Source organism: Kitasatospora sp. NPDC088160, from assembly GCF_044741445.1.
Taxonomy (GTDB): domain Bacteria; phylum Actinomycetota; class Actinomycetes; order Streptomycetales; family Streptomycetaceae; genus Kitasatospora.
Window position 1 is genome coordinate 38,128 of sequence record NZ_JBIUSS010000041.1, and the last position, 26,207, is coordinate 64,334.

The window sequence follows — 26,207 nt, forward strand, 5'->3', positions numbered from 1 at the left end:
GAAACGACACCGCTCCGCGAGACGCGCCGGACGGCGCGTCTCGCGGAGCGGAACGCAGGAGACGGAAGAAATGGAAGGAACGGAGGGAGGGAACGGAGGGAGGGAACGGAGGGAGGGAACGGCACGGGAGCGGAAGTGACCGGCCGGTCAGCCCAGCAGGTTGACGCCCTTGCCCTCGAAGGTCAGCTGCAGGCCCTCCGGCAGCGGCGTCGCCCCGTCCTTGTCGGCCAGTTTCAGCCCGGCCGGGAGCGAGTCGAGGGTGAAGCTCACCGGCTTCAGCCGCTGGTCGGTGACCCCGGCGAACATCCCGGCCAGCGCGCTGAGCTGGAAGCCGTCCGCGGTGACGGTGCTCCCGCTGCTGTGCACCGAGCCCTCGCCGACCGCGACCGGCCCCAGCGCGGCCTTGATCTTGCCCGGCCCGCCGTACGACAGGGCCAGCCGGGTGTTGCCGCCCACCGGCAGCTTGCCCGCCCCCGACATCAGCTGGGAGGCCGGCGGCAGCAGCTGCGCGAGGTCCGCGTACGAGATCAGGCCGCTGCCGGTGCCGCTGTCCACCGTGGCACTCCTCAGGCTGTCGCTCACCGTGACGCCGGACAGCCGGGCCTTGAAGGAGCGCAGCGCCACCTGGCGGCCGCCGTCACCGACGGTCAGGCCGTCGGAGGAGATCCGGACGTCGTCCAGCTTCATCGACAGCGCCTGGGTGAGGAACGGGAAGCCCTCGATCGAGATGTCCGGCCGCTGGCTCATCCGGCCGCTGCTCACCATCCGGTCGGCGGCCTGGTCCTCGGCCACCCCGACCGCGATCCGGTCGGCACCGACCAGCAGGCCGGAGAGCACCACCAGGCCGATCGTCGCCTTCAGCCATCCGCGCATCGCACTCCCCGTCGTCGCCGGTCGCCGTCGTCGTTCGCTGTCCTCGTCCGGTGTTCCTCGCCCGGCGTTCCCTGCCCGGCGTTCCATGGCGGCCCCGGCCAAGGCCGTTCCCGCCCGACCGTACGACGTCCCGCCCCGGAGCATGGTTCCGGAGCGGGACTCGCCGTCGTCGGCCGGGTGTCAGCCGGCCAGCAGGTCCGTGGCGATCCAGATCAGCGGCGAGGCCACCGCCAGCGGCAGCGCCACGCCCGCCGTCATGTGCACGAACCGGGACGGGAAGTCGTACGCCGCGACCCGTCGGCCGACCAGCGCACCCAGCCCCGCCAGCACCCCCAGCGCCGGCGGCGCGCCCACCAGCAGACCCAGCAGCACCGCCGCCGCCAGGCCCAGCACCGGGCCCAGCAGCTTCGGGCCGGGCAACGGCGCCGCCGCCAGCACGGTGGCCAGCGCGACCGCGCCCACCCCGGCCGGCACCCAGTCGGCCACCAGCAGCGAGGTGCACAGCGCCGTCACCACCGTGGCCGAGCCGAGCACCGTCAGCGCGTAGAACCGCTCCTTCGGGTCCGAGGGACGGAACGTCTGCAGCACCAGGACCAGCAGGAAGAACCCGCCCAGCGTGCCGACCACCGCCGCCACGCTGCCCTCGGAGTCCGCCAGCAGCACCGCCGCGTCCGCGGTCAGCCCGGCCAGCGCGGCGAGCGCGATGCCCTGGCGGGCCGGCCACATCCCGTTCAGCCGGAACCAGCCGGCCGCCGTCAGCACCTGGAGCAGCGCCACCACCAGTGCCAGCGCCACCTGCCCGAGCGCGGCGCCGCCGGCCAGCAGCGCGGCCACGCCGGCGGTGATCAGCGCGGGCTGAAGGCCCGGATCGATGATCGGCGAACCGGTCCGGCCGCGCGGGCCGGCGGGCGGTGCCACCGGCGCGGGCCGCGCCGGGACGGCCGCGTACGGCGGCGCGGCCGGGGCGCCCGCCGGGCCGCCGGGGGCGACCGGGCGCTTGAGCGTCATGGTCGGCGAGTCGAGGGCGGGCGCTCCCTGCCCCTGCTGCGGGGGCGCCGTCGGCGGGGCCGCCTGCCGCGGGACCGGTGCCGGAGCGGCGTGCCGGGCCTGCGGCGGCGCGGCATGCCGTGCCGCCGGCGGCGGCGGGGCGGGCGTCCAGGCCGGCGGAGCGGTCGGCATCGCGCCGGACACGACCACCGGCGGCAGCAGCGTCGTCGCGGCCGCGTCGTCCATCGGGGGCACGGGCGGCAGCAGCGTGGTGGCCGCGTCGTCCATCGGCGGCACGGGCGGCAGCAGCGTGGTCGCCGTGGCGTCGTCCAGCGCGGGGACGGGCGGCAGCAGCGTGGTCGCCGCGTCATCCATCGGCGGCTGACCGTACCCCGGGTAGCCGTACGGCGGCTGCTGCCCCGGCTGCGGCGCCTGGGCCTGCGGGTACGGCGGCTGCGGGTACGGGGGGTGGGGCTGCTGCTGCGGATGCCGGTAGGGCGGCTGGGGCGGCGGGGACTGCTGCGGCCACTCGCCGTAGCCGCCCTGGTTCGCGTTGTTCATGTCCGTCACGCCGCTCAGCCTCCCGCGAACGGGGGCAGCACCTCGACCGTGCCGCCCTCGGTGAGGGGCACGGCCGTGTGGTCCCGGCCGCCGACCTGGGAGCCGTCGACCAGGTAGGAGCAGTGCCCGAGCAACTGGACGAGCTTCGGCCGGTCCGCGTGCCGCCGCCTGGCCTGTGCCAGCGCCTCCGCCAGGGTCACCGCCTCGTACGGCTCCTCGGCCAGCCCGGCCTCGGACTTCGCGGCCGCCCAGTAGCGGATCGTCCCGCGCACCCGGGCGCCGCTCGCGGGCTCCGTGGTCGCACCCATCGGGCCACCCCTTCTCGTCGTCCTCGCCCGGCCCCGGTGCCCCGGTCCGGCTCGCCACCGGGCCGCCCGACCACCCGAAAGATGGACTCGCACGGCGCCGCCGATGTGCGTCCCATGATGGCGTGTCCGCCGCCACGAGGGGCAATCGCCCTGGCCGAGGGGGCCCGGAGGACGGCTCGAAGCTGTGTCCAGGCTCACCCGGCGCGCGCCCGGATTGGGCGAACCGCCGGATTCGAGCCCTCCCGGCGCGGAGGGCCGTCGGCTATTCTCGACGTCCAAGAGGGATCCGGGCAGAGTCGCCCCCGGGTCCTTTTGTGCTTTCAGGACGCCAGTACGGACATTCTTGCGATTCGTCGGCCCACCCCCGGCGCGTCGCGGGAACCGCCCCGCCCCACGCGGCACGACGACGTGCCCCGGCCGGCCGGGGTGTCCACCCGGCACCCGGGCCGCCGCCCGGGACCGGAACAAACCGGAGGGTTCGCGGGATGAACAGGGCAGAAACGGTGCGCCAGGGGTTGCGGGACCCTCGGCGCGTGCGCCGTCGCGTCCTGCGCACCGGCCGGTCCTCCGGCGCTCCTCGGGCGTCCGTCCTCCTCCCCCCGCCCTCAGCACGTGCGCCATCCGGCTGTGGCGGCAGCCGTAACGCGACCGCGACGACCCGGAAAGGGGACTACCGGGTATGAGTTCTCTCCTCCTCCTCACCAACGCTCTGCAACCCTCCGCGGAGGTGCTGCCGGCCCTCGGCCTGCTGCTGCACAACGTCCGGGTGGCCCCCGCCGAGGGATCCGCCCTGGTGGACACCCCCAGTGCGGACGTCATCCTGGTCGACGGCCGGCGCGACCTGCCGCAGATCCGTAGCCTCTGCCAGCTGCTGCGCTCCACCGGCATCGGCTGCCCGCTGATCCTGGTGGTGACCGAGGGCGGCCTCGCCGCCGTCACCGCCGAGTGGGGCATCGACGACGTCCTGCTGGACACCGCCGGCCCGGCCGAGGTCGAGGCCCGGCTGCGGCTCGCACTCGGCCGGCTCCACATCAGCACCGACGACAGCCCGATGGAGATCCGCAACGGCGACCTCTCGGTCGACGAGGCCACCTACTCCGCCAAGCTCAAGGGCCGGGCGCTCGACCTCACCTTCAAGGAGTTCGAGCTGATCAAGTACCTCGCCCAGCACCCCGGCCGGGTCTTCACCCGGGCCCAGCTGCTGCAGGAGGTCTGGGGCTACGACTACTTCGGCGGTACCCGGACGGTGGACGTGCACGTCCGACGGCTGCGCGCCAAGCTCGGCGTCGAGCACGAGCAGCTGATCGGCACCGTGCGCAACGTCGGCTACCGCTTCGTCGTCCCGGAGAAGCCGGAGAAGGGCGAGCGCCCGGAGCTCGCCCAGCGCCCCTCGGCGCCGCTGGAGGCCTGACCGGCGGCCGGGCGGGCCGACCCCGCCCGGCTTGTCCGGTTCGCTCCCCCGGCACCTGCCGAAAGCCCTGCCGGAAAGCCCCAGGTCCCACTGCCGACGCGCACGCCACACGCGTAGACTCCCCCCGTGGCCAAAGTGACGCGCGACGATGTAGCCCGGCTGGCTGGTACCTCGACCGCGGTCGTCAGCTACGTCATCAACAACGGGCCGCGCCCGGTCGCGCCCGCGACCCGGGAGAAGGTCCTCGCCGCGATCGAGCAGCTCGGCTACCGGCCGAACAGCGTCGCCCAGGCGATGGCCTCCCGCCGGACCAACCTGATCGGCATGGTCGTCCCGGACGCCCGCCAGCCCTTCTTCGCCGAGATGGCGCACGCCGTGGAACGGGCCGCCTCCGAGCGCGGCAAGCTCGTGCTGATCGGCAACTCCGACTACGTGGACGACCGCGAGGTGCACTACGTCCGGGCCTTCCTCGGCATGCGCGTCTCCGGCCTGATCCTGGTCAGCCAGGGCCCCTCGCAGCGCGCCGCCGAGGAGTTCGCCGCGATGGAGGGCGCCAAGGTCGTGCTGCTGCACCGCCGCCCCGAGGCGATCGACGACGTCGCGGTGGTCACCGACGACGTGGGCGGCGCCGAGGCCGTCGTCCGCCACCTGCTGGAGGTGCACGGGCACCCGTACGTGGCCTGCTTCGGCGGCCCGGTCGAGTCCCCCGCCCCCGGCGACCCGGTCATCGACCACGTCGAGGGCTGGCAGCGCGCCATGGACGCGCACGGCCTGCCCACCGAGCCCCACCTGATCGACGCGCCCTTCCACCGCTACGGCGCGTACGAGGTCGCGCTCGGGGTACTGCGCTCGCCGGACCGGCCGCGGGCGATCTTCTGCTCCACCGACGACCAGGCGATCGGCGTGCTGCGGGCCGCCCGCGAGGTCGGCCTGAAGGTCCCGGAGGACCTCGCGGTGGCCGGCTTCGACGACGTCCCCGAGGCCGCGCTCGCCGACCCGCCGCTGACCACCGTCGCCTCCGACCGCGACGCGATGGCCCGGGCCGCCGTGGACCTGGTGCTCGACGACTCGCTGATGGTGCCCGGATCGGACACCGAGCGGGTCCGCAAGTTCCCGTCCCGCCTGGTGATCCGGCGCTCCTGCGGCTGCGGCGGCGCCGCGGCGGTCCCGACCGGGGAAGCGGAGTAGCGCACTCCGCTCCACCCGCCGCCGCACACCGCCTGACCAGGCTTTATGAGAACCCAACGGGCTTCTCGGACCCTTCTGAGCCGGTTCTCATGCCATCCTCATCCACCAGGCGGACTTTGGTCTGCATGAGCGAACAGCAGCAGCACCACGACGAGCAGTACGGCCCGTACGAGCCCCGCGTGGTCGAGGGCACCGTCCTCGGCAGCAGCGCCGCCACGACCGCCTACGGGTACCGCGAGGACCACTCGGCCGGCGGCTTCGACTCCCCGCCCCCGCCCATGCCCCCCGAGCCGCCCACCGCCGGCCGGCCCGGCGGCCACGGCGGCCACGGCAACCGCACCCGGCGCGGCCTGCTGCGCGGGCGGCTCGCCCTGGTCACCGCCGTCGCCGCGGTCGCCGCCGTCATCGGCGGCGTCACCGGCGGGTTCGTCGCCGCCGAGCAGCACGGCTCCGCCACCCGCACCAGCACCGTCGCCAGCCCCGTCTCCGCCCGCTCCGACGGCGGAGCCGACGTGCCGGCCATCGCCGCCGCCGTCTCGCCGAGCGTCGTCCAGATCACCGTCAAGAACGGCAACGGCACCGCCACCGGCACCGGCGTCATCCTCGACACCAGCGGACGGATCCTCACCAACTACCACGTGATCGACACCGCCGCCGACGGCGGCCAGATCACCGTCACCTTCAAGGACGGCTCCACCGCCGCGGCCACCGTCACCGGCACCGACAAGTCCCTCGACGTCGCCGTGATCACCGCCGGCAGCGGCAAGAACCTCACCCCCGCCACCCTCGGCGACTCCTCCGGCGTGGCCGTCGGCGACCCCGTCGTCGCCATCGGCAACCCCGACGGCCTCACCGGCACCGTCACCTCCGGCATCATCAGCGCCGAGAACCGCGACGTCACCGTCCAGCTCGACGAGGGCACCACCAGCAGCAACGGCGGCTTCGGCTTCCCCAGCCTGCCCGGCCTGCCCAACCTGCCCGGAACGCGCGGCAACCTCCCGCAGCAGAACAGCGGCAGCACCACCACCTACAAGGCCTTCCAGACCGACGCCGCCCTCAACCCCGGCAACTCCGGCGGCCCGCTCATCAACGCCAACGGCCAGGTCATCGGCATCAACTCGGCGATGTACGCCCCCAGCGGCGCCAGCTCCACCGCCGGCGGCGGCAGCAGCAGCGCCGGCAGCGTCGGCCTCGGCTTCGCCATCCCGATCAACGACATCAAGCAGGTTCTGCCGAAACTGGAGGCCGGCCAGAACCTGTAAGACGGACAATTACCCCCGGTACTCCCAGCAGGCCCTCCACCCGACGAGAAAGGGCAGCAGCCCATGACCCCGTCCGCCGACGACCGCACCCCCGCCGAGGCCGGCCACCCCTCCGCCCGGCTCCTCGTGGTCGACGACGAACCCGCCCTCCGGGACGCCCTGGAGAGCAGCCTCGCCTTCGAGGGCTACGAGGTCGCCACCGCCACCGACGGCTACGAGGCCCTGGAATCCGTCGAACGCGACCGGCCCGACCTCGTCCTGCTGGACATCATGATGCCCCGGATGGACGGCCTCACCGCCGTCCGCCGGATGCGCTCCCGCGGCGACACCGTCCCCGTCCTGATGCTCACCGCCCGCGACGCCGTCGGCGACCGCGTCACCGGCCTGGACGTCGGCGCCGACGACTACCTCGCCAAGCCCTTCGAACTCGACGAACTGCTCGCCCGCGTCCGCGCCCTGCTGCGCCGCAACGCCCTCGCCACCGAGGCCGCCGCCCGCGCCGCCGCCGAGGACGAGAGCGAGGTGCTGGCCTTCGGCGACCTGCGGATGAACACCGCCACCCGCGAGGTCACCCGCGCCGGCAAGCCCGTCGAACTCACCCGCACCGAGTTCATGCTGCTGGAGATGTTCCTCTCCCACCCCCGCCAGGTCCTCACCCGCGAACAGATCCTCAAGGCCGTCTGGGGCTTCGACTTCGAACCCTCCTCCAACTCCCTGGACGTCTACGTGATGTACCTGCGCCGCAAGACCGAGCAGGGCGGCATGCCCCGCCTCATCCAGACCGTACGCGGCGTCGGCTACGCCCTGCGCCCGGCCGCCGGCGCCACCACGTGACCTCCCCCACGCCCTACCCGCCCCCGCCACTGGCTCCACCCGGCGCCCCCCGCCGCCGGCGCCTCACCCACTGGCTCCGCTCCCGCTCCCTCCGCAGCCGCCTCACCTTCCTGAGCGCGGCCGCGGTCGCGGTGGCCATCGCCCTGTCGGCGCTGGCCTGCTGGTTCATCGTGGAGAAGCAGCTGTACGACCAGGTCCGGGCGGACCTGGCGGGTGCTCCCGCAGCACCGATCGGGAAGTACCCCCTGACCTGCTACGCCACCCCGGAAGCCGCGCTGGAGAACCAGCGCGGCGTCGGCATCCCGGACATCAGCGGGGCCGTCCCCCGGGACACCCAGTTCCTCCGGGCCGGGGGCGTCTGCCTGCCCCCCGGGGCGACCAAGGCCATCGCGACCACGTCGGAGGACGCCGCCGGATTCCGGCTCAAGCCGGGCCAGTCGATCATCCGGGACGGCAGGTACACCAACGGTGACCCCGCGATCGTCCGGCTGACCCTCAACCACAGCTTCCAGGTGCCCGTCGTCGTCATGGTCGCGACCCCCTCCCAGCCCATCGAGGACTCCCTCCAGCGGCTCGCCCTCCTCCTCGGCGGCGTGGCCCTCGGCGGGATCATCCTCGCCGCCATCGCCGGCCGCGTGGTCGCCCGGTCCGCGCTCAAGCCCGTCGACCAACTCACCGACGCCGTCGAGCACATCGCCCGCACCGAGGAGGTCGGCACCACCATCCCCGTCCAGGGGAACGACGAGATCGCCCGGCTCTCCACCTCCTTCAACTCGATGAGCACCGCCCTCGCCAACTCCCGCGAGCGGCAGACCCGGCTGATCGCCGACGCCGGGCACGAGCTGCGCACCCCGCTCACCTCGCTGCGCACCAACGTCGACCTGCTGATCCGCAGCAACGACACGGGCCGCCCGCTGCCCGCCGCGACCAAGACCAAGCTGCTGGGCAACATGAAGGCGCAGATGCAGGAGCTCACCGTCCTGATCGGGGACCTGCTCCAGCTGTCCCGCCCGGACTCCCCCAAGCCGGTCCACAACCCCACCGTGGTGGCCCTGCACGAGATCGCCGGACGGGCGGTCGAGCGGGCGAAGCTGCGCGGCCCGGGGCTGGTCTTCGAGACCGCGACCGACCCCTGGTTCGTGCACGGCGACGCCCCCGGGCTCGAACGCGCGGTGATCAACCTGCTGGACAACGCGGTCAAGTACAGCCCGCCCGGCGGCACCATCGAAGTCCGGCTCCAGCAGGGCGTGTTGACCGTCCGCGACCACGGCCCCGGCATTCCGCCGGAGGAACTGCAGTACGTGTTCGACCGGTTCTGGCGTTCGCCGTCCTCGCGGCAGCTGCCCGGCTCCGGCCTGGGCCTGTCGATCGTCGCGCAGAGCGTCCGGGAGGCGGGCGGCGAGGTGTCGCTGGGCCCGGCCGGGGACGGCGGACCGGGCGCGCTGGCGACCGTCCGGCTGCCCGGCGGCCCCACCCCCGAATAGGGCGGGACCCGCGGACAACGCAGGACGGGCGGGGCACCCCGACAGCGCCCCGCCCGTCCCGTACCGGCTCACGGTCAGTCGATGTCGACGCCCGGGCCGATGACCTTGATCCGGTCCTGCGCCGGGGCCTTCAGCGGCGAGGCCGCCGAGCTGTGGGCGCCCAGGTAGGCCGCGAAGACGTCCAGGTCGGAGGCGCCGACGAGCTTGTCGGTGCCGGCAGCGAAGGCCGGGAAGCCGTCGCCGCCGCCGGCCAGGAACTCGTTGGCCGCGACCCGGTACTTGGCGGCCGGGTCGATCGGAGCGCCGTTCAGCCGGATCGAGTCGACGACCACCCGGTCCGCACCGGTCTTGCGCATGTCCAGGGTGTAGCGCAGGCCCGAGGACGCCTGGAGGATCTTCGGCGCGGCCTCGTTGGAGCCGCTGACCTGCTGCTGGAGCAGCTGCACCAGCTGGGCGCCGGTCAGTGTCTTGACCTGCATCATGTTGGTGAACGGCTGGACGGTGAACGCCTCGCCGTAGGTCACCACGCCGTCGCCCTCGGCGCCGGAGGCCTTGTAGACCAGGTCGGCGCGGATGCCGCCGGGGTTCATGAAGGCGATCTGCGCCCCGCCCTTGGCGGCCGGGGCGAGCCCCTCCACCTGCGCGTCGGCGATCAGGTCGCCGAGCGGCTTCTCCAGGTCGCTGTTGCCGCGGCCGTTGATGTCCGAGGCGATGTAGCCGATCGGCCGGTTGGCGATCGGGGCGGCCAGCTTGGAGTAGTGGTCGACCAGCGCCGTCATGTCGGGCGCCTTCTCGACGGTGCGGCGCACCACGTGGTTCTCGGCCTTGACCGTCGGGCGCACGATCTCGCCGGTGGTCTTGTCCAGCTTCATGTCGATCTCGGTGTACAGCCGGCCGAAGGAGGCGGCGCTGGTGACCGAGCGCGGGACGCCGTTGGGGTCGGGGATGGTGCAGGCGTACGCGTTGTGGGTGTGGCCGGTGACGATGGCGCCGATCGACGGGTCGAGCTTCTTGGAGATATCGACGATCGGACCGGAGATGCCCTGGCCGGCCGGGCCGCAGTCGTAGTTGTAGACGCTGCTGGCCGGGTAGCCGCCCTCGTGGATCAGCGCGACGATCGAGTTGACGCCCTTGGCCTTGAGCTCGGCGGCGTACTTGTTGATCGTGGTGACCTCGTTGGCGAACTTCAGGCCCTTGACGCCCTCGGCGGTCACGATGTTCGGCGTGCCCTCCAGGGTGACGCCGATGAAGCCGACCTTCACGCCCTGGGACTTGGTCACCCAGTAGGGGGCCAGCAGCGGCTTGCCGGTCTTCTCGTCGGTGACGTTGGCCGACAGGTAGTTGAAGTTGGCGCCCTTGAACGTGCGGCCGGGCTCGTAGCAGCCGTCGACCGGGTGGCAGCCGCCGTCCTGCATGCGCCGCAGTTCCTGCGCGCCCTCGTCGAACTCGTGGTTGCCGACCGAGGTGACGTCCAGGCCGAGCTTGTCCATCGCCTCGATGGTCGGCTCGTCGTGGAAGAGCGCCGAGGTGAGCGGGCTGGCGCCGATGATGTCGCCGGCCGCGACGGTGATCGAGTCGTCGGCCGGGATCCGCGCCTTGCGCAGCTCGGTGGCCAGGTACTCGATGCCACCGGCCGGGGTCGAGACCTCCTTGCCGGTGGCCGGGTCGATCTCCCGGATGGTGCCGGACGAGCCGGCCGGGGGCTCCAGGTTGCCGTGGAAGTCGTTGATCGCCAGCAGTTGGAGGTTGACGGTCTTGTGACGCTTGGCGTTGGCGTCGGCGGCCTGCGCGGCCGTCGGCACGGCCACCGTGCCGAACAGACCTGCGGCGGCGACGACGGCGAGCGCCGCGCGTCGGGATCTGACGGTGAGCATGAGGGTCCCCTGCACCTTGGAGGAGCGCCCGCTGTGGACTGGACCGGGCGTCTGAGCGATGTGTTGCGCCTGTGAAGCCTAGAGTCAACGCGCGTAGCTGTCAGGATGTCGAACGTAACGAGAGGATTACCTCCTGACGAACCGTCGCCGTCCGACCAGGGCCGCTGCCCCCGTCCGAGCCTCCCGGCGCCGCCCTGCAGAGCCGCCCGGACCCCCGCCGGCCGCTCAGACTCCCGGCTCGGCCGCCAACTGCCGCTCGGCCCGGTCCCGTTCGGCCACCGCGTCCTCGGTCATCGCACGGTCGGTGTACACCAGCGGCCGCTCGGCCTCGGTGATGATGTGCTTGACCACCTGGACGTTGCCGTTGACGTCCCAGACCGCGATGCCCGGCGACAGGGTGGGGATGATCTCCACCGCCCAGCGCGGCAGGCCCAGCACCCGGCCGGTGGCCCGCGCCTCCTCCGCCTTCTGCATGTAGATCGTCCGGGTGGAGGCCATCTTCAGGATCGCCGACGCCTCCTTGGCCGCCGCGCCGTCCACCACGTCCGACAGGTGGTGCACCACCGCGACGAAGGAGAGCCCGAGCCGGCGGCCGAACTTCAGCAGCCGCTGGAACAGCTGTGCCACGAACGGGCTGTTGATGATGTGCCAGGCCTCCTCGACCAGGAAGATGCGCTTCTTCCGGTCCGGCCGGATCCAGGTGTGCTCCAGCCACACGCCGACGATCGCCATCAGGATCGGCATCGCGATCGAGTTCCGGTCGATGTGCGAGAGGTCGAAGACGATCAGCGGCGCGTCCAGGTCGATGCCGTCGGTGGTCGACCCGTCGAACATGCCGCGCAGGTCGCCGTCGACCAGCCGGTCCAGCACCAGCGCCACGTCCAGGCCCCAGGACTGCACCTCGTCCACCGCCACGCCCAGCGACTCCACCGAGGACAGCTCGGGGCTGCGCAGGGTGTCGATGATGTCGTCGAGCACCGGCTGGCGGTCCGTCACCGTCGCCACCACATGGGCGTGCGCGGCCTTCAGCGCGAACCCGGCCCGCTCCTCCAGACCCCGCCCCATCGCCACCTCGACGATGGTGCGCAGCAGCGACAGCTGGCCGGTCTGGGTGATCGCCGGATCCAGCGGGTTGAGCTTCACCCCGCCGTCCCGGGCGGCCATCGGGTCGAGCCGGATCGACTTTATGCCCAGCGCGTTGGCGATCAGGTTCCACTCACCGACGCCGTCCTCGCCCTGCGCGTCGAGCACCACGACCTGCCGGTCGCGGAACCTCAACTGCCGCAGCACGTACGTCTTCTCCAGCGCCGACTTGCCGTTGCCGGACTCGCCGAGCACCAGCCAGTGCGGGGCCGGCAGCTGCTGCCCGTACAGCTGGAAGGGGTCGTAGACGTACCCCTTGCCGCTGTACACCTCACGGCCGATGATCACGCCCGAGTCGCCCAGCCCCGGCGCGGCGGTGGGCAGGTAGACCGCCTGCGCCTGGCCGGTGGAGGTGCGCACCGGCAGCCGGGTGGTCTCCACCTTGCCGAACATCAGGCTGGTGAACGCCTCGGAGAGGTTGCCGAGCGCCATGTACGGCCTCCTGGTCTGGTCGACGGGCGGTGGTGGAGCGGTGCGGACCGGGTGTCAGCGGCGGATGCCGGTCGCGAACGGCAGGGTGTTGACGAAGGCCCGGTGGTGCTCGCGGTCGCACCACTCCAGCTTGAGGTAGCTCTTGCCGGCCGAGGCCCGGATGGTGCGCTTGTCCCGGGCCAGCGCGTCGGGGTTGCGCGAGGACACCGTGATGTAGCCGACCAGGTTCACGCCGGCCGCGCCGGAGGCCAGGTCGTCGCCGCGCTGGTCCACCCGGCCGGTGTGGGCCAGGTCGCGCGGGTCGACCGTCCGGTTCATCTTGGCCGCGCGGCTGGCCTCCGCCTCGTCGTTGGTCTTCTCGGTCAGCATCCGCTCGATCGCGACGTCGGTGGGCTCCAGGTCCATCGTCACCGCGACCGTCCGGATCACGTCCGGGGTGTGCACCAGCAGCGGCGCCAGGAAGTTGACCCCCACCGGGGTCAGCGGCCACTCCTTGATCCACGCGGTGGCGTGGCACCACGGCTCCCGGGTCGCCGACTCGCGGGTCTTCGCCTCCAGGTACTGCGGGTTGGTCGCGTCCAGTTCGGCCGGCCAGGCGTTGCGCCGGGACATCGCCTGGATGTGGTCGATCGGGTGGTCCGGGTCGTACATCGAGTGCAGCAGCGAGGAGAGCCGGGCCTGCCCCAACGGCTGGCGCACCCGGATGTCCGCCTCCGCCAGCCGGGCGCAGATGTCGGTGAGCTCGCGCGCCATCACGGCCGCCAGCCCCTCGTCGTCCCGGGCCCGCCGACCGGTCGCCGTACGGCCCATCGCGTGCGCCTCGGCCGCCAGGTCGCGGGTGTAGTGCATGCACGCGACCAGGTACGCCCGGTGCTGCTCCGAGGAGGTCGACACCATCGACTGCAACTGGTCGTACGAGTCCTGCAGCCAGCGCGGCGCGTCGTGGTCCCCGCGCCGCTCGACGTCCTTGGCGTGCGCGTCCGGGTCGGCCGGCAGCGTCCGGGCCAGGATCTGCAACCGGGTCACGAAGCCGTCCCCGTTGGCGACGTGCTTCAGCAGCGTGCCGAACCGGTCGACCAGCGCCTCCTGGTCCTCCGAGTCGCGCAGGCCTACACCCGGGCCCTCGATCTCGATCGCGGCCGTCACCGTCCGCCGCTCCAGGTGCATCAGCACCCCAACCTCGTCCGGCCCGAACGGCGCGGTCAGCCAGCGCAGCCGCCCCACCCCGGGCGGCGGGCCGACCTCCACCTCGCGGCCGTCCATCCGGGTCCCGGCGTCCATCACGTCCGAGCGCCACACCGACCGGCCGCTCCGCACCGTCCGGCGGTAGGTGCGGTTGATCTCCGCCCACTTGTAGAACGTCCGCCTGCGGTACGGCACGTACACCGCCGCGATGGCCACCATCGGCAGGCCGATCAGGCCGCCGATCCGCAGCGGCAGGATCGGCATCAGCAGGCCCCAGAGCATGCCGAGGAACGCCCCGAAGATGATCAGGACGATCTCGCCGGACTCCCGGTTGCGGCCGATCGGCGCGTTCGGGCGGGCCTTGCCGATCAGGTAGGTGCGGCGCTGGTGCACGTACGGCTGGGCGTACTGGGCTCCGTACTGGCCGAGCGGTTCACTGCTCACTTACCCGTCACCCTCCCTTCGCTGAGTTGCTGTCGCGGATCGGAACCGAGGTCTGCGGCGGCCCGGCCTGCGGTGGTGGCGCCGGCGTCCGCCCGGCGTGCGCGGCGATGCCCGGCGCGACGGAACCGCCGCCCGCACCCCCGCCGCCGCCACCCGCACCGACCGGCCCGCGGTCACCGTGGGTGGTGATGCCCTGCTTCATCAGGTTCGCGGTGCCGTTGATCATCGCCGATCCGGCCGACACCGCGCTCGCCCGGGCATGGCGCATGTTCATGATCTCGTCGCCGAAGCCCGGCACGAAGCGGTACACCGCGGCACTCGCGAAGATCGACAGGAACAGGATCGCCAGCCCCGACAGCACCCGCGCGAAGTCGTCGCTGGCCCCGGCACCCGTCGCCACCGCACCCGCCAGGCCCAGGATGACCACGATGATCGGCTTCGCCAGGTCCACCGCCACCATCACCCCCGCCCACCGGCGCACGTGCTTCCACAGCTGCTTGTCCACCAACCCCGCGTACACCGCCGTACCCAGCAGCGCGCCCACGTACAGCATCGCCGCCCGGATCAACAGCTCGATCCAGAGCACCGCCGCCGCCAGCACCGCCACCAGCGACACGATGATCAGGATCAGCGGGCCGCCGCCCATGTCACCCTTCTCCAGGGTGTCGGCGAACGCGCCCAGGTACGACCCGGTGTCCGACTTCGTCCCCACCGCGATCGCCTTGGTCAGCCCGTCCGTCACGCTCACCACGGTGTAGAGGATCAGCGGCGTGAACGCGGACGCCACGACGGTCAGCCACAGGAAGCCGATCGCCTCCGTGAACGCCGTCGCCAACGGCGCCCCCCGCACCGCCCGCTTCGTCACCGCCAGCAGCCACAGCACCAGCGTGATCACCGTCGACACGGCGAACACCACCGCGTACTGCTGCAGGAACGACGCATTGGTGAAGTCCACCTGCGTCGTCCCGTCGATCGCGCTCGACAGCTTCCGCACCACCCAAGCCGCCGCCTGGGCACACCCCTTGGCCAACGACCCCAACGGATCGGTCACACTCCCGACGGTCCCACTGCCCGGGAGCGAGCCGACGCCCGGCTTGTCCACGCAGAGGATGCCGTTGCCGGAGATCGGCAGGTCAGGGCAGTTGGCGCTCGGCGTCGTGGTCGGCGTCGGCGTGGCCGTCGGTGACGGCTCGGCGAACACCCGCTGGGCCGCCAGCAGCGCCGCGACCTGCAAGGCGGCGAACGCCCCCGCCAGCGTGCCCGCTCGGCGTGCGGTGGAACGGTGTGAGGTCTGGTCAACGGGCATAGCGGAACCCCCCGAACTGCTGGACGGCGCCGGTGATCTCGTCGGCGGTGGCGGCCTGCTGGTCCCCCGGCATCGGCGCGGGGCCCTGCTTGCTGGTGAAGTCGGTGAGCTTCCAGTCGCTGCCCGTCCAGTGGAGCGAGAGCGTGAGGGTGAACCAGTTCGTCGTCACGGGCTGGACCGAGTGTTCGCCTGCGAGGCCGGTGAGGCCGGTGCACCAGACCTCGACCTTGGCGTCGCCGTCGCTGTAGCCGGTCGACTTGGCCCCGACCGGGACGGTGCGGCTGACGAACGTGAGGCCCTTGGGCGCGCGGCCCTGGGCGTCGAGGCCGTAACGGGCGGCGGTGTCACCGCCGAACCCCTGGTCCAGGCGGCTCTGCAGGCCGGAGACCGCGCCCGGGTCGGCGATGGTGGCGACGATGGCGTGGCGGCTGTCGGCGCGGAACATGTCGGCGGAGCCGATCGCCACCGCGTAGTTGGCGGCGGCGGACTGGGCGCCCTGGTCGGTGTGCGGGTAGCCGGATCCGATGCCGTTGGTGGTGGTGCCGACGGGCTGGTCGCCGCTGGGGGCGGGGCCGGCGCCGGCGGGCGCGGTGGGGGCGGCGTGGTCGGCGGAGCGGCCGGTGGTGCCGGGGTCGGGTTTGTCGCGGTTGGCGATGGCGATGGCCACGACGAGCAGGGTGACGACGACGAGGACGGTCAGCAGGGTGCGGAGCGGTCGGGCCTGACGCGGGGTCGGCTGGGAGGAGGGCTGTTCGCCGACCGGCAGCCGCGTACGGGTGTGCGGCTGGTCGTCGGACAACGGCACGGCGGCCCTCCTGGTGCGGGGAGCCGGGGGGCTCCGGGGGCCCTCCGCCGGGGGCGGGCGCGGACGGAGGGTGGGAACGGGGGGTGGACTGCTGGCGGGTGGGCTCGGGGCGGTCCGGACGGGGACCTGGCCCCGGGGCGGGCGGGCCTGGCTACTGCTGTCCGATCGTCAGATCGCCATGCCGTAGACAATGGTGAACAGAGTGCCGAGTGATCCAATGATGAACACGCCGGTCAGACCGGCGACGATCAGCCCCTTGCCCTGTTCGGCGCCGAAGCTGTCGCGCATCGCGGTCGCACCGATCCGCTGTTTGGCCGCCCCCCAGACGGCGATGCCGAGGCAGATGAGGATGGCGACGGCCATGATGACCTCGACCATCACCCTGGCCTCCGACCCGAGGGTCGCGAACGGGCCCCAGTCCGGGGCGATCCCGCCGATGATGGTGTCGATATTCGGCTTCTTTGGAGGGTCCTCGGCCAGGTGGCCGATCGCGTTCGTGTGCACGCTGCTCAGGTTCATTTCCATCTCACCGCCCGATCAGGCAAATTCAAGGGCCCTGACCCCGCCCGCGCGAAGGGTCGGTACCTATTCTTGGCCAGATCTGATGTCGACTTGGCTACTTCTCGCGGATTGGTCGTGAGGCACCGGGCACGTACGCGAGGATGTCCACCGTACGAAGGATAGCGCTCACTCTTTGTATCTCTGATGATTGCGGTGAGCAACGCCTTCCGGAACACTTCGACTGACGATTCGTCGGGATGGTGCTAATGGTACTCCGGAAGGCCGGTACGGCCGCCGCCGCTGCGGGAGTTGTGACGTTCGGGTTGCTCGGTTTGGTGACGGCGGGGACGTTCGCGGCGAGTGGGACGCCGCAGCAGTCGGCGAATCGCGCCGCACTCTCGCCGGGGACGGTCCCGGCGGCGTTCCAGGCGCCGATCCAGCAGTGGGGCGCGCTCTGCCCGGAGATCTCGCCGCCGATGCTCGCGGCACAGCTCTACCAGGAAAGCGGTTTCGATCCGAAGGCCCAATCGGGCGTCGGGGCACAGGGAATGGCGCAGTTCATGCCCGATACCTGGGCGGCGTACGGCACGGACGCCAATGGGGACGGCAAGAAGGACGTCTGGGACCCGCTGGACGCGATCGCCTCGGCGGCCACCTTCGACTGCGCGCTCGCGAAGGACGTCGCCAAGGTCCCGGGCGACCGGCAGGCCAACCTGCTGGCCGCCTACAACGCCGGCCCGTACGCGGTGACCAAGTACAACGGGGTGCCGCCGTACAAGGAGACCCAGGGCTATGTGAGGAACATTCAGGCGATGGCCCGCAGCTTCTCGGTGCCCACGGCGCCGGTGGAGGTGTCCGGGCAGTCGGCCGGGGCGATCTACTTCGCGCAGAGCAAGCTCGGGACGCCGTACCTGTGGGGCGGGGAGGGGCTGCCCTCGCAGAACGGGCGGTTCGACTGCTCGGGCCTGACCCAGGCGGCGTACGCCAGCGTGGGCATCACGCTGCCCCGGGTGGCGAACGACCAGTGGTACGCCGGGCCGCACCCGTCGCGCGACCAGCTGCGGCCGGGCGACCTGGTGTTCTGGGCGACGGACCTGAACGATCCTCGGAGCATCCACCACGTCGGGATCTACGTCGGCGGCGGTTACATGATCAACGCGCCGCACACCGGCGCGGTGATCCGCTACGACAAGATCGACACCAGGGAGTACATCGGCGCGACCCGGGTCACCTCGGACGGCGCCCAGGCGCTGCCGGCCCGCAACGCGGACGGCTCCGTGAGCGCCCCGAGCCGCCCGGGCTCGACGACGCCGACCGGCCCGACCGCGGCGACCGCCCCTTCGGCCCCGGTGGCCCCGGCAGCCCTGGTGAGCCCCAGCAGCGCCGCCACCCGGCCCGCCGCAGGACCGCCCGTGGCCGCCGCGCCGCCCGCCCCGACCGGCCCGGACCCCGCCGGGGCGGGGCGGCCGGCGGCGAAGAACTGAGCCGCCCGTGGCCCCGAGGTGTGAGTGCCCTGTGGACGCTGAGTCAAGTTTCCATAACCGCGCGTTTCCGTGGAACGCTGTGCCCCGGCGATGACGTTGGTCCCGATGGCCCACCGTCAGCTTCCCGCGCCGGGAAGGGCCCCGACCGGATCGAACAGCTGCAGCGGACCAGAAGGAGGTGCGGCGTGTCGACGCCGCTTGCCGACACGACCAACCCCGACCTCGGCCTGCTCTACGCCGTCAACGGACTGGCCAAGCGCTCCCCGCAGTGGCTGGACCACCTGGTCTCGTGGATCGGTGAGTACGGCATCCTGATCGGCCTGGCGATGCTGGGCCTGGTGGCCTGGCTGCAGGCGAGACGCCGCCCGGACGCGCCGGTGGCCGTCGCCGGGCTGCTCTGGGTGCCGCTCTCCGTCGCCATCGCCGAGCTGGCCAACCTGCCGATCGCCGCGATCGTGAACCGTCCGCGCCCGTTCGTCGACCACAGCGGGCTGCTGGTGCTGGTGGACGGCAAGGCCGGCACCCACTCCTTCGTCAGCGACCACTCGACCATGACGATGGGCGTGGCGGTGGCGCTGTTCCTGGTGAACCGGCGGCTCGGCTGGATCGCCGGGGGCCTGGCCCTGTTGCAGGGCTTCTGCCGGATGTTCATGGGCGTGCACTACCCGACCGACGTGATCGGCGGCTTCGCGCTCGCCGCCGCGGTGGTGCTGCTGCTGGCGCCGATCGCGATGGCGGTGCTCGTCCCGCTCTGCCACGCGCTGGGCCGGACCGCCCTCGCCCCGCTGATCCGGGCGCCGGAGCGCGCCGGCGGCGGCCCGCGCGGCCGGCGGCGCGGGCGCGAGCGCGGGGCGGTGCGCTCCGAGGAGCAGCCGCCGGAGTCCGATCTGGCGGCGTGAGCCGCCCGGCCCGGCTACCCCGGTCCGCCGCCGCTCTCCGCGAGCGCGAGGTGGTCGTCCCCCTCGCGCCGGACCAGGTCGCGCGAGCGGCGGGCCGGTGAGAACCAGCCGCAGCTGCAGGTCGCGAAGGCGAAGGAACCGCGCTCGCTGACCGCGACGCGGTGTTCGGGCATCCGGGCGGTGCCGGGGGAGGCCGGCAGCTCACTGTGCACGTGGTTCACCGTAACGCGCCGGGCGCCGGGCGCGCGATGCCGTCCACAAGACCTCTTCCGCGTAACCCTTCGCGGCTCAACTCGTTTGCCCGGAAAGAGCTCTGTTCACCTGGTGGTGTCGGCAGGGCAGTCGGGCCCGAGGGGGTTGTCGCGAGGATGAAGATGACCGACCAGCAACGTGGCGGACGGCCGGGGCGCCGTCCGCGGCCGCATCTGCGTTCGGCGGCCGGGGCCGCCCTGCTCGCCGCCGCCCTGGCCGGCCTGTCCGCCGGCTGCGCGGCCGGCTCCGGTGGCGGCTCCTCCGACCAGCAGTCGGGTGCCCCCGACCAGCTCGCCGCGGACCCGCTGACGGCGGTGCGCAACACCGCCGACATCACCGGCCGCACCGGCTCCGCGCACACCGCCACCGAGTTGGTCACCGAGTCGTCCGAGAAGAAGGCCGTCTTCACCGGGACGGGCGGCTACGACTACGTGAAGCGGATCGGCCGACTGGAGGTCCAGGTGCCGCCGGGCGCGGCGACCACCGGGAAGATCGTCGAGGTGGTCCTGCCGGGCACCGTCTACCTGCAGAACAGCGGCGCCAAGGTGCCCGAGGGCAAGTGGGTCAAGCTGGACGTGCGCCAGCTGCCGGACGGCAACCTGGTCAGCAGCGGCGCCACCGACCCGGCCTCGGCGGCGGGCGCCCTGCGCGGGGCGCAGAAGGCGGACGCGGTCGGCACCGAGACCGTCGACGGGGTGGCGCTGCACCACTACCGCGGCACCCTGGACCTGGCCAAGGCGGCCGACGCGACCGGCGGCCGCGGCGGGGACGGCCTGCGGATGGGGGCCCAGACCTTCACCGTGAAGGAGGTCCCGTACGACGCCTGGCTGGACGACCAGGGCCGGCTGCACAAGGTGGTCGAGGTGTTCACCTTCGCCGGGGTGGCCGGTTCGAAGGAGGCCAAGGACCAGGTGAAGGTGACGTCGACCACCTCGGTGACGGACTTCGGCAAGCCGGTGGAGGCGGCCGAGCCGCCGGCCTCGGACATCTACGCGATGAAGCCCTCGGAAAGTCCGAAGTAGGCCGCCGGGGCAGGGCTCCGGCGCCGGGGCGAACCGGGGCGCCGCCGGAGCGGGTGGCCGCCCGGGGAGCGGCGGTCACCCGTTTCGGCGGCGTCGAGATGGCCCGTCCGTGCCATGTGGACGGGCTCCGAAGTGCCTAGGCTGGACGTCGGGTGGCTGCCGCCCGGGCTGGCGAGGCACTGAAGGGGTGGTGCAGGTGGTGTCGTCCACGGGCGGCCGCAGCGGCGGCCACGACGACGCGGCCCTCGACGAGATCGATCTGGCCGGCGAGCTGATGATCGCCGCGACGGCCAGCACCGGCGACCGGCTGCCGACCGAGCGGATCGACGAGGTGCTGCTCGACCGGACCGAGCCGGGGCGGACCGACGGCGAGGCCTGGCGGCAGGCCGACGGGTAGGGCGTTCGCGGCTCGGGGGTGTCGGCGACCGGGGGCGTGCGCGGCCCGGACCCGCTCGCCCGGCCCGGCCTCAGCTGCGCAGCAGCCGGCCGATCGCGGCCGTGGCCTCCGCGACCTTGGCGTCGAGTTCGGCACCGCCCTCCTCGGCGGCGGCCGCGACGCAGTGCCGCAGGTGCTCCTCCAGCAGGGACAGCGCGAAGGACTGCAGCGCTTTGGTGCCGGCCGAGACCTGGGTGAGCACGTCGATGCAGTAGACGTCCTCGTCGACCATGCGCTGGAGGCCCCGGATCTGGCCCTCGATCCGGCGCAGCCGCTTGAGGTGGGCGTCCTTCTGCGCGCTGTAGCCGTGCGGACCGTGCCCGCCCTGATGTCCTGCGGCGGCCGCGGGGGCGGCGGGTGCGTCGGCCTGCGCGTCGGTGCCGTGCCCGTGGTCCGGCTCGGTGCGCGCTTGCGTCGTGGTCATCGGCCCGCCTTCGTCTGGATGCCTGGTGGCTGCGTCGGCCACCAGTGTCCAACACCGGGGCCGTCCGTGGTGTTCCGACGGCCGACGCGGCATGTGCCGAAGGGTTCCGGACGGGTTCCGGACGGTTTGCGAACGGGTTCCGGATGGTCTGCGAACGGGTTCCGGATGGTCTGCGAACGGGCTGCGGGCGGGCCGCCGCGCGGTTCACCCGTCTGAGCGGCGCCCCCGTCTTCCGTACGTACCACGGGGACAATCCGGGCGAGGTTCCGTCAGACTGGGGGCTCACGTCCGCACCTGGGTGTGCGGTCCGGGTCAGCTGGTGCGGCAGCCGAACGGAAGAGGAGGTTCCGCCTCCACCATCACCACCCCGTTTGCGCGATTGCGCTTGGTTGCACCTAGCATCGTTCAGTCCCTACCCCGCACATCGGAGATTTCCGTGCGTTTTAGCCTGACCCCGAAGGAGACGAGCTTCTACGACATGTTCTCTGCCGCCGCGGAGAACCTCGTCGTCGGTTCGAAGCTCCTGCTGGAACTGCTGGGATCAGACGTGTCGGCCCGCGCGGAGATCGTCGAGCGCATGCGCGCCGCCGAGCACGCCGGGGACGACACCACCCATGCCGTGTTCCACCAGCTGAACTCGTCCTTCATCACGCCCTTCGACCGCGAGGACATCTACAACCTCGCCTCGTCGCTGGACGACATCATGGACTTCATGGAGGAGGCCGTCGACCTGGTCGTCCTCTACGACATCCAGACGCTGCCGAAGGGGATCGAGCAGCAGATCGAGGTGCTGGCCCGGGCCGCCGAGCTCACCGCCGAGGCGATGCCGAACCTGCGCAGCATGTCGAACCTCACCGAGTACTGGATCGAGGTCAACCGGCTGGAGAACCAGGCCGACCAGATCCACCGCAAGCTGCTCGCCCACCTGTTCTCCGGCCAGTACGACGCCATCGAGGTGCTCAAGCTCAAGCAGGTCGTGGACGTTCTTGAGGAGGCGGCGGACGCGTTCGAGCACGTCGCCAACACGGTGGAGACCATCGCCGTCAAGGAGTCCTGACCCTCGTGGACATGGCAGCACTCATCGCCGTCGTCGGCGTTGCGTTCTTCTTCACCTACACCAACGGCTTCCACGACTCCGCGAACGCGATCGCCACCTCGGTCTCCACCCGGGCGCTGACCCCCAGGGCCGCGCTGGCGATGGCCGCGGTGATGAACCTGGCCGGCGCCTTCCTCGGCAGCGGCGTGGCGCACACCGTCTCCCAGGGGATCATCGAGACCCCCACCGGCGACCGGGGCATGGTGATCCTGTTCGCCGCACTGGTCGGGGCGATCGCCTGGAACCTGGTCACCTGGTACTTCGGCCTGCCGTCCTCCTCCTCGCACGCGCTGTTCGGCGGCATGGTGGGCGCGGCCATGGCCGGCGGCATCGACGTGATCTGGGGCGGCGTCCTCGACAAGATCGTCATCCCGATGATCGTCTCGCCGGTGGTCGGCCTGGTCGGCGGCTTCCTGGTGATGCTGGCGATCCTGTGGATCTTCCGCCGGGCCAACCCGCACAAGGCCAAGCGCAACTTCCGGGTCGCCCAGACCGCCTCGGCCGCCGCGATGGCGCTGGCGCACGGTCTGCAGGACGCGCAGAAGACCATGGGCATCGTGGTGATGGCGCTCACCATCTCCGGCCACCACTCCGGCGAGGGCATCCCGGTGTGGGTGAAGATCTCCTGCGCCACGATGCTCTCGCTGGGCACCTACGCGGGCGGCTGGCGGATCATGCGGACGCTCGGCCGCAAGATCATCGAGCTGGATCCGCCGCAGGGCTTCGCCGCCGAGGCCACCGCCGCGACGGTCATGTACGTCACCTCGTTCGTCTTCAAGGCTCCGATCTCCACCACCCACGTGATCACCGCGGCGATCATGGGCGCGGGAGCCACCAAGCGGATCCGCGCGGTGCGCTGGGGCGTCGCCAAGAACATCGTGCTCGGCTGGTTCATCACGATGCCGGCGGCCGCCATCGTCGCAGCGCTGGTGTACTGGTTCGCCCACCTGTTCTGGGGCTGACCGGCCCCGCACGTGACAGGGCCCGCCCCCACATCTCGGGGGCGGGCCCTTCTTCATGCTCCACGGCGGCACCGCCATGCAGCACCGCGGAGCAGCCTGTGTGCTCGCCGTTCGCCTCCGGACACCGCGGTCCGTCGGCTCGTGGCGGGGGTACGGCCTAGCCGAAGCGGCCGGAGATGTAGTCCTCGGTCGCCTGGACCGACGGGTTGGAGAAGATCCGCTGGGTGTCGTCCAGCTCGACCAGCTTGCCCGGCTGGCCGACGCCGGCCAGGTTGAAGAAGGCGGTGCGGTCGCTGACGCGGGCCGCCTGCTGCATGTTGTGGGTCACGATGACGATGGTGAACTGCGACTTCAGCTCACCGATCAGGTCCTCGATCGCGAGGGTGGAGATCGGGTCGAGCGCGGAGCAGGGCTCGTCCATCAGCAGGACCTGCGGCTCGACCGCGATGGCGCGGGCGATGCACAGCCGCTGCTGCTGGCCGCCGGAGAGGCCGGCCCCCGGCTTGTTCAGCCGGGTGTGAACCTCGTTCCAGAGGTTGGCGCCCTTCAGCGAGCGCTCGACCACCTCGTCCAGGACGGACTTCTTGCGCACGCCCGCGAGCTTGAGCCCGGCGATCACGTTGTCGTAGATCGACATGGTCGGGAACGGGTTCGGGCGCTGGAAGACCATGCCGACCGAGCGGCGGACGGCGACCGGGTCGACGTTCGAGGCGTAGAGGTTCTCGTCGTCCAGGAGGACCTTGCCCTCGACCCGGGCGCCGGGGATCACCTCGTGCATCCGGTTGAGGGTGCGCAGGAAGGTGGACTTGCCGCAGCCGGAGGGGCCGATGAAGGCGGTCACCGAGCGGGGTTCGATGCTCATCGAGATGTCCTCGATGGCCTTGGTGGTGCCGTAGTAGGCGGACAGTCCGCTGACGTCGATGCGCTTGGCCATGATCGTTGCTTCTCTCGTCTGTCTTCGTACGTCAGTCGGTCGCTCAGTGTCCGCCCTTGGGCGAGCGCCAGCGTGCGATGCCCCGGGCGATGAGGTTGAGCCCCATCACAAAGGCGATCAGCACCAGCGCGGCGCCCCAGGCGCGGGCGTAGCCGAAGTCGTTGTTGACCACCGAGTACTGCTGCCAGATGTACATCGGCAGGGACTGCTGCGGTCCGTCGAACGGGTTGCTGTTGATGGCGTCGGCGCCGAAGACCAGCATCAGCACCGGGGCGGTCTCGCCCGTGATGCGGGCGACCGCCAGCATCACGCCGGTGGTGATGCCGCCGATCGCGGTGGGGAGGACGATCCGCAGGATGGTCTTCCACTTCGGCACGCCGAGCGCGTACGAGGCCTCGCGCAGCTCGTTCGGGACGAGCTTGAGCATCTCCTCGGTGGACCGGACCACGACCGGCATCATCAGGATCGCCAGTGCGAGGCTGCCCGAGAAGCCCGAGTAGCTGAAGCCCAGGGCGATGTTCCAGAGCGAGAGGACGAACAGACCGGCGACGATCGACGGGATGCCCGTCATGACGTCGACGAAGAAGGTGACGGTCTTGGCGAGCGTGCCGCGGCCGTACTCGACCAGGTAGACGGCGGTCAGCAGACCCACCGGGGCGGCCATTGCGGTGGCCAGGGCGACCTGCTGCATGGTGCCGAGCAGCGCGTGGTAGATGCCGCCGCCGGGGCCGGAGGCGATCACGCCCTTCATCGAGTGGCTCAGGAAGTTCCCGTTCACCACGCCGATGCCCTGCTGGACCGTGTAGACCGTCAGGGAGATCAGCGGGACGACGGCCAGGATGAAGGCGACCCAGACCACCGAGGTGGCGAACCGGTCCTTGGCCTGGCGGCGGCCCTCGACCTGGGCCGAGACGCCGTAGCTGACCAGCAGGAACAGCAGGGCCGAGATCAGGCCCCACTGCAGGTGGCTCTCCAGCCCCGCGGCGGCGCCGATCCCGCAGCCGACCGCGATCGAGCCGACCGCGACGGCGGCCGGGGCCCACTTGGGCAGCCGGTTGGCGGTCAGGGACCGGCTGAGCGGCCGGGCGTCGGCCGTGACGGAAGTCGTTGCCGCGGTCATGCGTTGGCCCCCGAGTACTCCTTGCGGCGGGCGATGATCAGTCGCGCGGCACCGTTCACCAGCAGGGTGATGACGAACAGGACGAGGCCGGAGGCCATCAGGGCGTCGCGCCCGTTGTTGCCGGCCTCGGCGAACTTCAGCGCGATGTTCTGCGCGAAGGTGCCGCCGCCCGCGTCGAGGATGTGCAGCGAGAGCACGTTGCTCGCGGACAGCACCACAGCGACGGCGATGGTCTCGCCGAGCGCGCGCCCGAGGCCGAGCATCGAGGCCGAGATGATGCCGGGGCGGCCGAACGGCAGCACCGCGGTGCGGATCATCTCCCAGCGGGTCGCGCCGAGCGCGAGCGCCGCCTCCTCCTGCATCCGCGGCACCTGGCGGAACACCTCGCGGGAGACCGCCGTGATGATCGGCAGGACCATGATCGCCAGCAGGATGCCGACGGTGAACAGGTTGCGCGGGGTGCCGGTCTTGGTCTGGTCGAAGAGGTACGTCCAGCCGAGGTACTGGTTGAGCCAGCTGGTCAGGCCGTCCATGTGCGGGACCAGGAAGAGCGCGCCCCACAGGCCGTAGACGATGCTGGGGACGGCGGCGAGCAGGTCGACCAGGTAGGCGAACGGCTGGGCGATCTTCCGCGGCGCGTAGTGCGAGATGAACAGCGCGATCCCGATGGCCACCGGGACGGCGATCGTCATCGCGATGACGGCGCTGACGAGGGTGCCGAAGGCCAGGACGGCGATGCCGAAGACCGGCTTCGTGGCGTCCGGCGTCCACTCGAAGGTGGTGAGGAAGTTGCCCTCGTTGGTGCTGAGGGCCAGGCCCGCGCGCCAGGCCAGGAAGCCGGCGATCGCGGCCATGATGACCAGCAGCAGGATGCCCGAACCGCGGGCGAGGTTCATGAAGATCTTGTCGCCGAAGCGGCTGTCGCGCGGTCGGCGTTCCCTGCCTCGCGGGGCGGCAGGGGAGGATGAAGTCATTGTCTA

Annotated in this window: 25 protein-coding genes; 11 read left to right on the forward strand and 14 right to left on the reverse strand. The window is 72.0% G+C overall.

Annotated elements, in window-relative coordinates:
* Positions 1-147: 147 nt before the first annotated feature.
* The 3 genes from ACIOGZ_RS39870 to ACIOGZ_RS39880 form a co-directional block, all read right to left on the reverse strand.
* Positions 148-873 carry a DUF2993 domain-containing protein gene (locus tag ACIOGZ_RS39870; RefSeq protein WP_400989524.1) on the reverse strand — a complete coding sequence of 242 codons (726 nt, stop codon included), beginning with the start codon at positions 871-873 and terminating at the stop codon, positions 148-150.
* A gap of 180 nt (positions 874-1,053) precedes the next feature.
* Complete coding sequence (locus tag ACIOGZ_RS39875) at positions 1,054-2,430, reverse strand: hypothetical protein (RefSeq protein WP_363632083.1); 1,377 nt, start codon at positions 2,428-2,430, stop codon at positions 1,054-1,056.
* 5 nt (positions 2,431-2,435) lie between these two features.
* Positions 2,436-2,729, reverse strand: coding sequence for a MoaD/ThiS family protein (locus ACIOGZ_RS39880; RefSeq protein ID WP_363586557.1), 294 nt, complete (start codon positions 2,727-2,729; stop codon positions 2,436-2,438).
* A gap of 679 nt (positions 2,730-3,408) precedes the next feature.
* On the opposite strand from ACIOGZ_RS39880, the gene ACIOGZ_RS39885 reads away from it, so the two are divergent.
* The 5 genes from ACIOGZ_RS39885 (at position 3,409) to ACIOGZ_RS39905 (ending at position 8,908) form a co-directional block, all read left to right on the forward strand.
* Positions 3,409-4,140 (forward strand): response regulator transcription factor, encoded by a 732-nt coding sequence (locus tag ACIOGZ_RS39885; RefSeq protein ID WP_350885162.1) that lies wholly within the window; start codon positions 3,409-3,411, stop codon positions 4,138-4,140.
* 126 nt (positions 4,141-4,266) lie between these two features.
* Positions 4,267-5,328 carry a LacI family DNA-binding transcriptional regulator gene (locus ACIOGZ_RS39890; RefSeq protein WP_363632082.1) on the forward strand — a complete coding sequence of 354 codons (1,062 nt, stop codon included), beginning with the start codon at positions 4,267-4,269 and terminating at the stop codon, positions 5,326-5,328.
* Between the two features lie 125 nt (positions 5,329-5,453).
* On the forward strand, positions 5,454-6,590 hold the full coding sequence (locus ACIOGZ_RS39895) for a S1C family serine protease (protein WP_400989525.1): 1,137 nt from the start codon (positions 5,454-5,456) through the stop codon (positions 6,588-6,590).
* Positions 6,591-6,653: 63 nt separating this feature from the next.
* On the forward strand, positions 6,654-7,424 hold the full coding sequence (locus ACIOGZ_RS39900) for a response regulator transcription factor (RefSeq protein ID WP_363586554.1): 771 nt from the start codon (positions 6,654-6,656) through the stop codon (positions 7,422-7,424).
* Complete coding sequence (locus tag ACIOGZ_RS39905) at positions 7,421-8,908, forward strand: sensor histidine kinase (RefSeq protein ID WP_400989527.1); 1,488 nt, start codon at positions 7,421-7,423, stop codon at positions 8,906-8,908. The genes ACIOGZ_RS39900 and ACIOGZ_RS39905 overlap by 4 nt, the downstream gene beginning before the upstream one ends.
* A 74-nt stretch (positions 8,909-8,982) precedes the next feature.
* Here the strand turns inward: ACIOGZ_RS39905 and ACIOGZ_RS39910 are convergent, their stop codons facing one another.
* The 6 genes from ACIOGZ_RS39910 to ACIOGZ_RS39935 all read right to left on the reverse strand — a co-directional run bounded on the left by ACIOGZ_RS39910 (position 8,983) and on the right by ACIOGZ_RS39935 (position 16,616).
* On the reverse strand, positions 8,983-10,782 hold the full coding sequence (locus tag ACIOGZ_RS39910; RefSeq protein WP_363624999.1) for a bifunctional metallophosphatase/5'-nucleotidase: 1,800 nt from the start codon (positions 10,780-10,782) through the stop codon (positions 8,983-8,985).
* Positions 10,783-11,007: 225 nt separating this feature from the next.
* Positions 11,008-12,357 carry an ATP-binding protein gene (locus ACIOGZ_RS39915; protein WP_363586551.1) on the reverse strand — a complete coding sequence of 450 codons (1,350 nt, stop codon included), beginning with the start codon at positions 12,355-12,357 and terminating at the stop codon, positions 11,008-11,010.
* Positions 12,358-12,411: 54 nt separating this feature from the next.
* Positions 12,412-13,986, reverse strand: a complete 1,575-nt coding sequence (locus ACIOGZ_RS39920) for an SCO6880 family protein (protein WP_350885148.1) — start codon at positions 13,984-13,986, stop codon at positions 12,412-12,414.
* Between the two features lie 7 nt (positions 13,987-13,993).
* Positions 13,994-15,220: a hypothetical protein gene (locus ACIOGZ_RS39925; protein WP_400989528.1), complete on the reverse strand. Its 1,227-nt coding sequence runs from the start codon at positions 15,218-15,220 to the stop codon at positions 13,994-13,996.
* 61 nt (positions 15,221-15,281) lie between these two features.
* The gene (locus ACIOGZ_RS39930) at positions 15,282-16,097 is read right to left on the reverse strand and encodes a hypothetical protein (RefSeq protein ID WP_400989529.1); all 816 of its coding nucleotides are present in this window, start codon (positions 16,095-16,097) and stop codon (positions 15,282-15,284) included.
* A gap of 168 nt (positions 16,098-16,265) precedes the next feature.
* Positions 16,266-16,616, reverse strand: a complete 351-nt coding sequence (locus ACIOGZ_RS39935; RefSeq protein ID WP_350885142.1) for a hypothetical protein — start codon at positions 16,614-16,616, stop codon at positions 16,266-16,268.
* Between the two features lie 248 nt (positions 16,617-16,864).
* Here ACIOGZ_RS39935 and ACIOGZ_RS39940 point away from each other — a divergent pair, with 248 nt between their 5' ends.
* Together ACIOGZ_RS39940 and ACIOGZ_RS39945 are read left to right on the forward strand one after the other, a co-directional pair.
* Entirely contained in the window at positions 16,865-18,082 is a 1,218-nt protein-coding gene (locus ACIOGZ_RS39940) for an NlpC/P60 family protein (RefSeq protein ID WP_400989533.1), read from the forward strand.
* 185 nt (positions 18,083-18,267) lie between these two features.
* A complete protein-coding gene (locus ACIOGZ_RS39945; RefSeq protein ID WP_363586549.1) occupies positions 18,268-18,981 on the forward strand; it encodes a phosphatase PAP2 family protein in 714 nt (237 codons plus the stop codon).
* A 14-nt stretch (positions 18,982-18,995) separates the two neighbouring features.
* Here ACIOGZ_RS39945 and ACIOGZ_RS39950 read toward each other — a convergent pair whose 3' ends face one another.
* Entirely contained in the window at positions 18,996-19,193 is a 198-nt protein-coding gene (locus ACIOGZ_RS39950) for a hypothetical protein (protein ID WP_363586548.1), read from the reverse strand.
* 162 nt (positions 19,194-19,355) lie between these two features.
* Between ACIOGZ_RS39950 and ACIOGZ_RS39955 the strand changes: the two genes are divergently transcribed.
* Together ACIOGZ_RS39955 and ACIOGZ_RS39960 are read left to right on the forward strand one after the other, a co-directional pair.
* Positions 19,356-20,255, forward strand: coding sequence for a hypothetical protein (locus ACIOGZ_RS39955; RefSeq protein ID WP_363624991.1), 900 nt, complete (start codon positions 19,356-19,358; stop codon positions 20,253-20,255).
* 196 nt (positions 20,256-20,451) lie between these two features.
* Entirely contained in the window at positions 20,452-20,652 is a 201-nt protein-coding gene (locus tag ACIOGZ_RS39960; protein WP_363586546.1) for a hypothetical protein, read from the forward strand.
* A 70-nt stretch (positions 20,653-20,722) separates the two neighbouring features.
* On the opposite strand, the gene ACIOGZ_RS39965 is transcribed toward ACIOGZ_RS39960, so the two are convergent.
* Positions 20,723-21,115, reverse strand: coding sequence for a metal-sensitive transcriptional regulator (locus ACIOGZ_RS39965; RefSeq protein ID WP_363586545.1), 393 nt, complete (start codon positions 21,113-21,115; stop codon positions 20,723-20,725).
* A gap of 436 nt (positions 21,116-21,551) precedes the next feature.
* On the opposite strand from ACIOGZ_RS39965, the gene ACIOGZ_RS39970 reads away from it, so the two are divergent.
* Together ACIOGZ_RS39970 and ACIOGZ_RS39975 are read left to right on the forward strand one after the other, a co-directional pair.
* Positions 21,552-22,172: a DUF47 domain-containing protein gene (locus ACIOGZ_RS39970; RefSeq protein WP_063348282.1), complete on the forward strand. Its 621-nt coding sequence runs from the start codon at positions 21,552-21,554 to the stop codon at positions 22,170-22,172.
* A 5-nt stretch (positions 22,173-22,177) separates the two neighbouring features.
* Positions 22,178-23,173: an inorganic phosphate transporter gene (locus ACIOGZ_RS39975; protein ID WP_063348283.1), complete on the forward strand. Its 996-nt coding sequence runs from the start codon at positions 22,178-22,180 to the stop codon at positions 23,171-23,173.
* Positions 23,174-23,330: 157 nt separating this feature from the next.
* On the opposite strand, the gene pstB is transcribed toward ACIOGZ_RS39975, so the two are convergent.
* From pstB to pstC, 3 genes are read right to left on the reverse strand one after another with little or no spacing between them, the layout of a single operon-like run.
* Positions 23,331-24,107, reverse strand: coding sequence for a phosphate ABC transporter ATP-binding protein PstB (pstB, locus tag ACIOGZ_RS39980; RefSeq protein WP_063348284.1), 777 nt, complete (start codon positions 24,105-24,107; stop codon positions 23,331-23,333).
* Positions 24,108-24,150: 43 nt separating this feature from the next.
* A complete protein-coding gene (pstA, locus tag ACIOGZ_RS39985) occupies positions 24,151-25,227 on the reverse strand; it encodes a phosphate ABC transporter permease PstA (RefSeq protein ID WP_363624989.1) in 1,077 nt (358 codons plus the stop codon).
* Entirely contained in the window at positions 25,224-26,201 is a 978-nt protein-coding gene (gene pstC, locus ACIOGZ_RS39990) for a phosphate ABC transporter permease subunit PstC (RefSeq protein WP_363586543.1), read from the reverse strand. Before pstC ends, pstA begins: the two co-directional genes overlap by 4 nt.
* Positions 26,202-26,207: the final 6 nt, after the last annotated feature.

Coding starts and splice junctions, on each gene's coding strand:
- ACIOGZ_RS39870 (WP_400989524.1), bottom strand. CDS start 873: ATGCGCGGATGGCTGAAGGCGACGATCGGCCTGGTGGTGCTCTCCGGC.
- ACIOGZ_RS39880 (WP_363586557.1), bottom strand. CDS start 2,729: ATGGGTGCGACCACGGAGCCCGCGAGCGGCGCCCGGGTGCGCGGGACG.
- ACIOGZ_RS39885 (WP_350885162.1), top strand. CDS start 3,409: ATGAGTTCTCTCCTCCTCCTCACCAACGCTCTGCAACCCTCCGCGGAG.
- ACIOGZ_RS39895 (WP_400989525.1), top strand. CDS start 5,454: ATGAGCGAACAGCAGCAGCACCACGACGAGCAGTACGGCCCGTACGAG.
- ACIOGZ_RS39900 (WP_363586554.1), top strand. CDS start 6,654: ATGACCCCGTCCGCCGACGACCGCACCCCCGCCGAGGCCGGCCACCCC.
- ACIOGZ_RS39910 (WP_363624999.1), bottom strand. CDS start 10,782: ATGCTCACCGTCAGATCCCGACGCGCGGCGCTCGCCGTCGTCGCCGCC.
- ACIOGZ_RS39915 (WP_363586551.1), bottom strand. CDS start 12,357: ATGGCGCTCGGCAACCTCTCCGAGGCGTTCACCAGCCTGATGTTCGGC.
- ACIOGZ_RS39935 (WP_350885142.1), bottom strand. CDS start 16,616: ATGAACCTGAGCAGCGTGCACACGAACGCGATCGGCCACCTGGCCGAG.
- ACIOGZ_RS39940 (WP_400989533.1), top strand. CDS start 16,865: ATGGTACTCCGGAAGGCCGGTACGGCCGCCGCCGCTGCGGGAGTTGTG.
- ACIOGZ_RS39955 (WP_363624991.1), top strand. CDS start 19,356: ATGACCGACCAGCAACGTGGCGGACGGCCGGGGCGCCGTCCGCGGCCG.
- ACIOGZ_RS39965 (WP_363586545.1), bottom strand. CDS start 21,115: ATGACCACGACGCAAGCGCGCACCGAGCCGGACCACGGGCACGGCACC.
- pstB (WP_063348284.1), bottom strand. CDS start 24,107: ATGGCCAAGCGCATCGACGTCAGCGGACTGTCCGCCTACTACGGCACC.
- pstA (WP_363624989.1), bottom strand. CDS start 25,227: ATGACCGCGGCAACGACTTCCGTCACGGCCGACGCCCGGCCGCTCAGC.
- pstC (WP_363586543.1), bottom strand. CDS start 26,201: ATGACTTCATCCTCCCCTGCCGCCCCGCGAGGCAGGGAACGCCGACCG.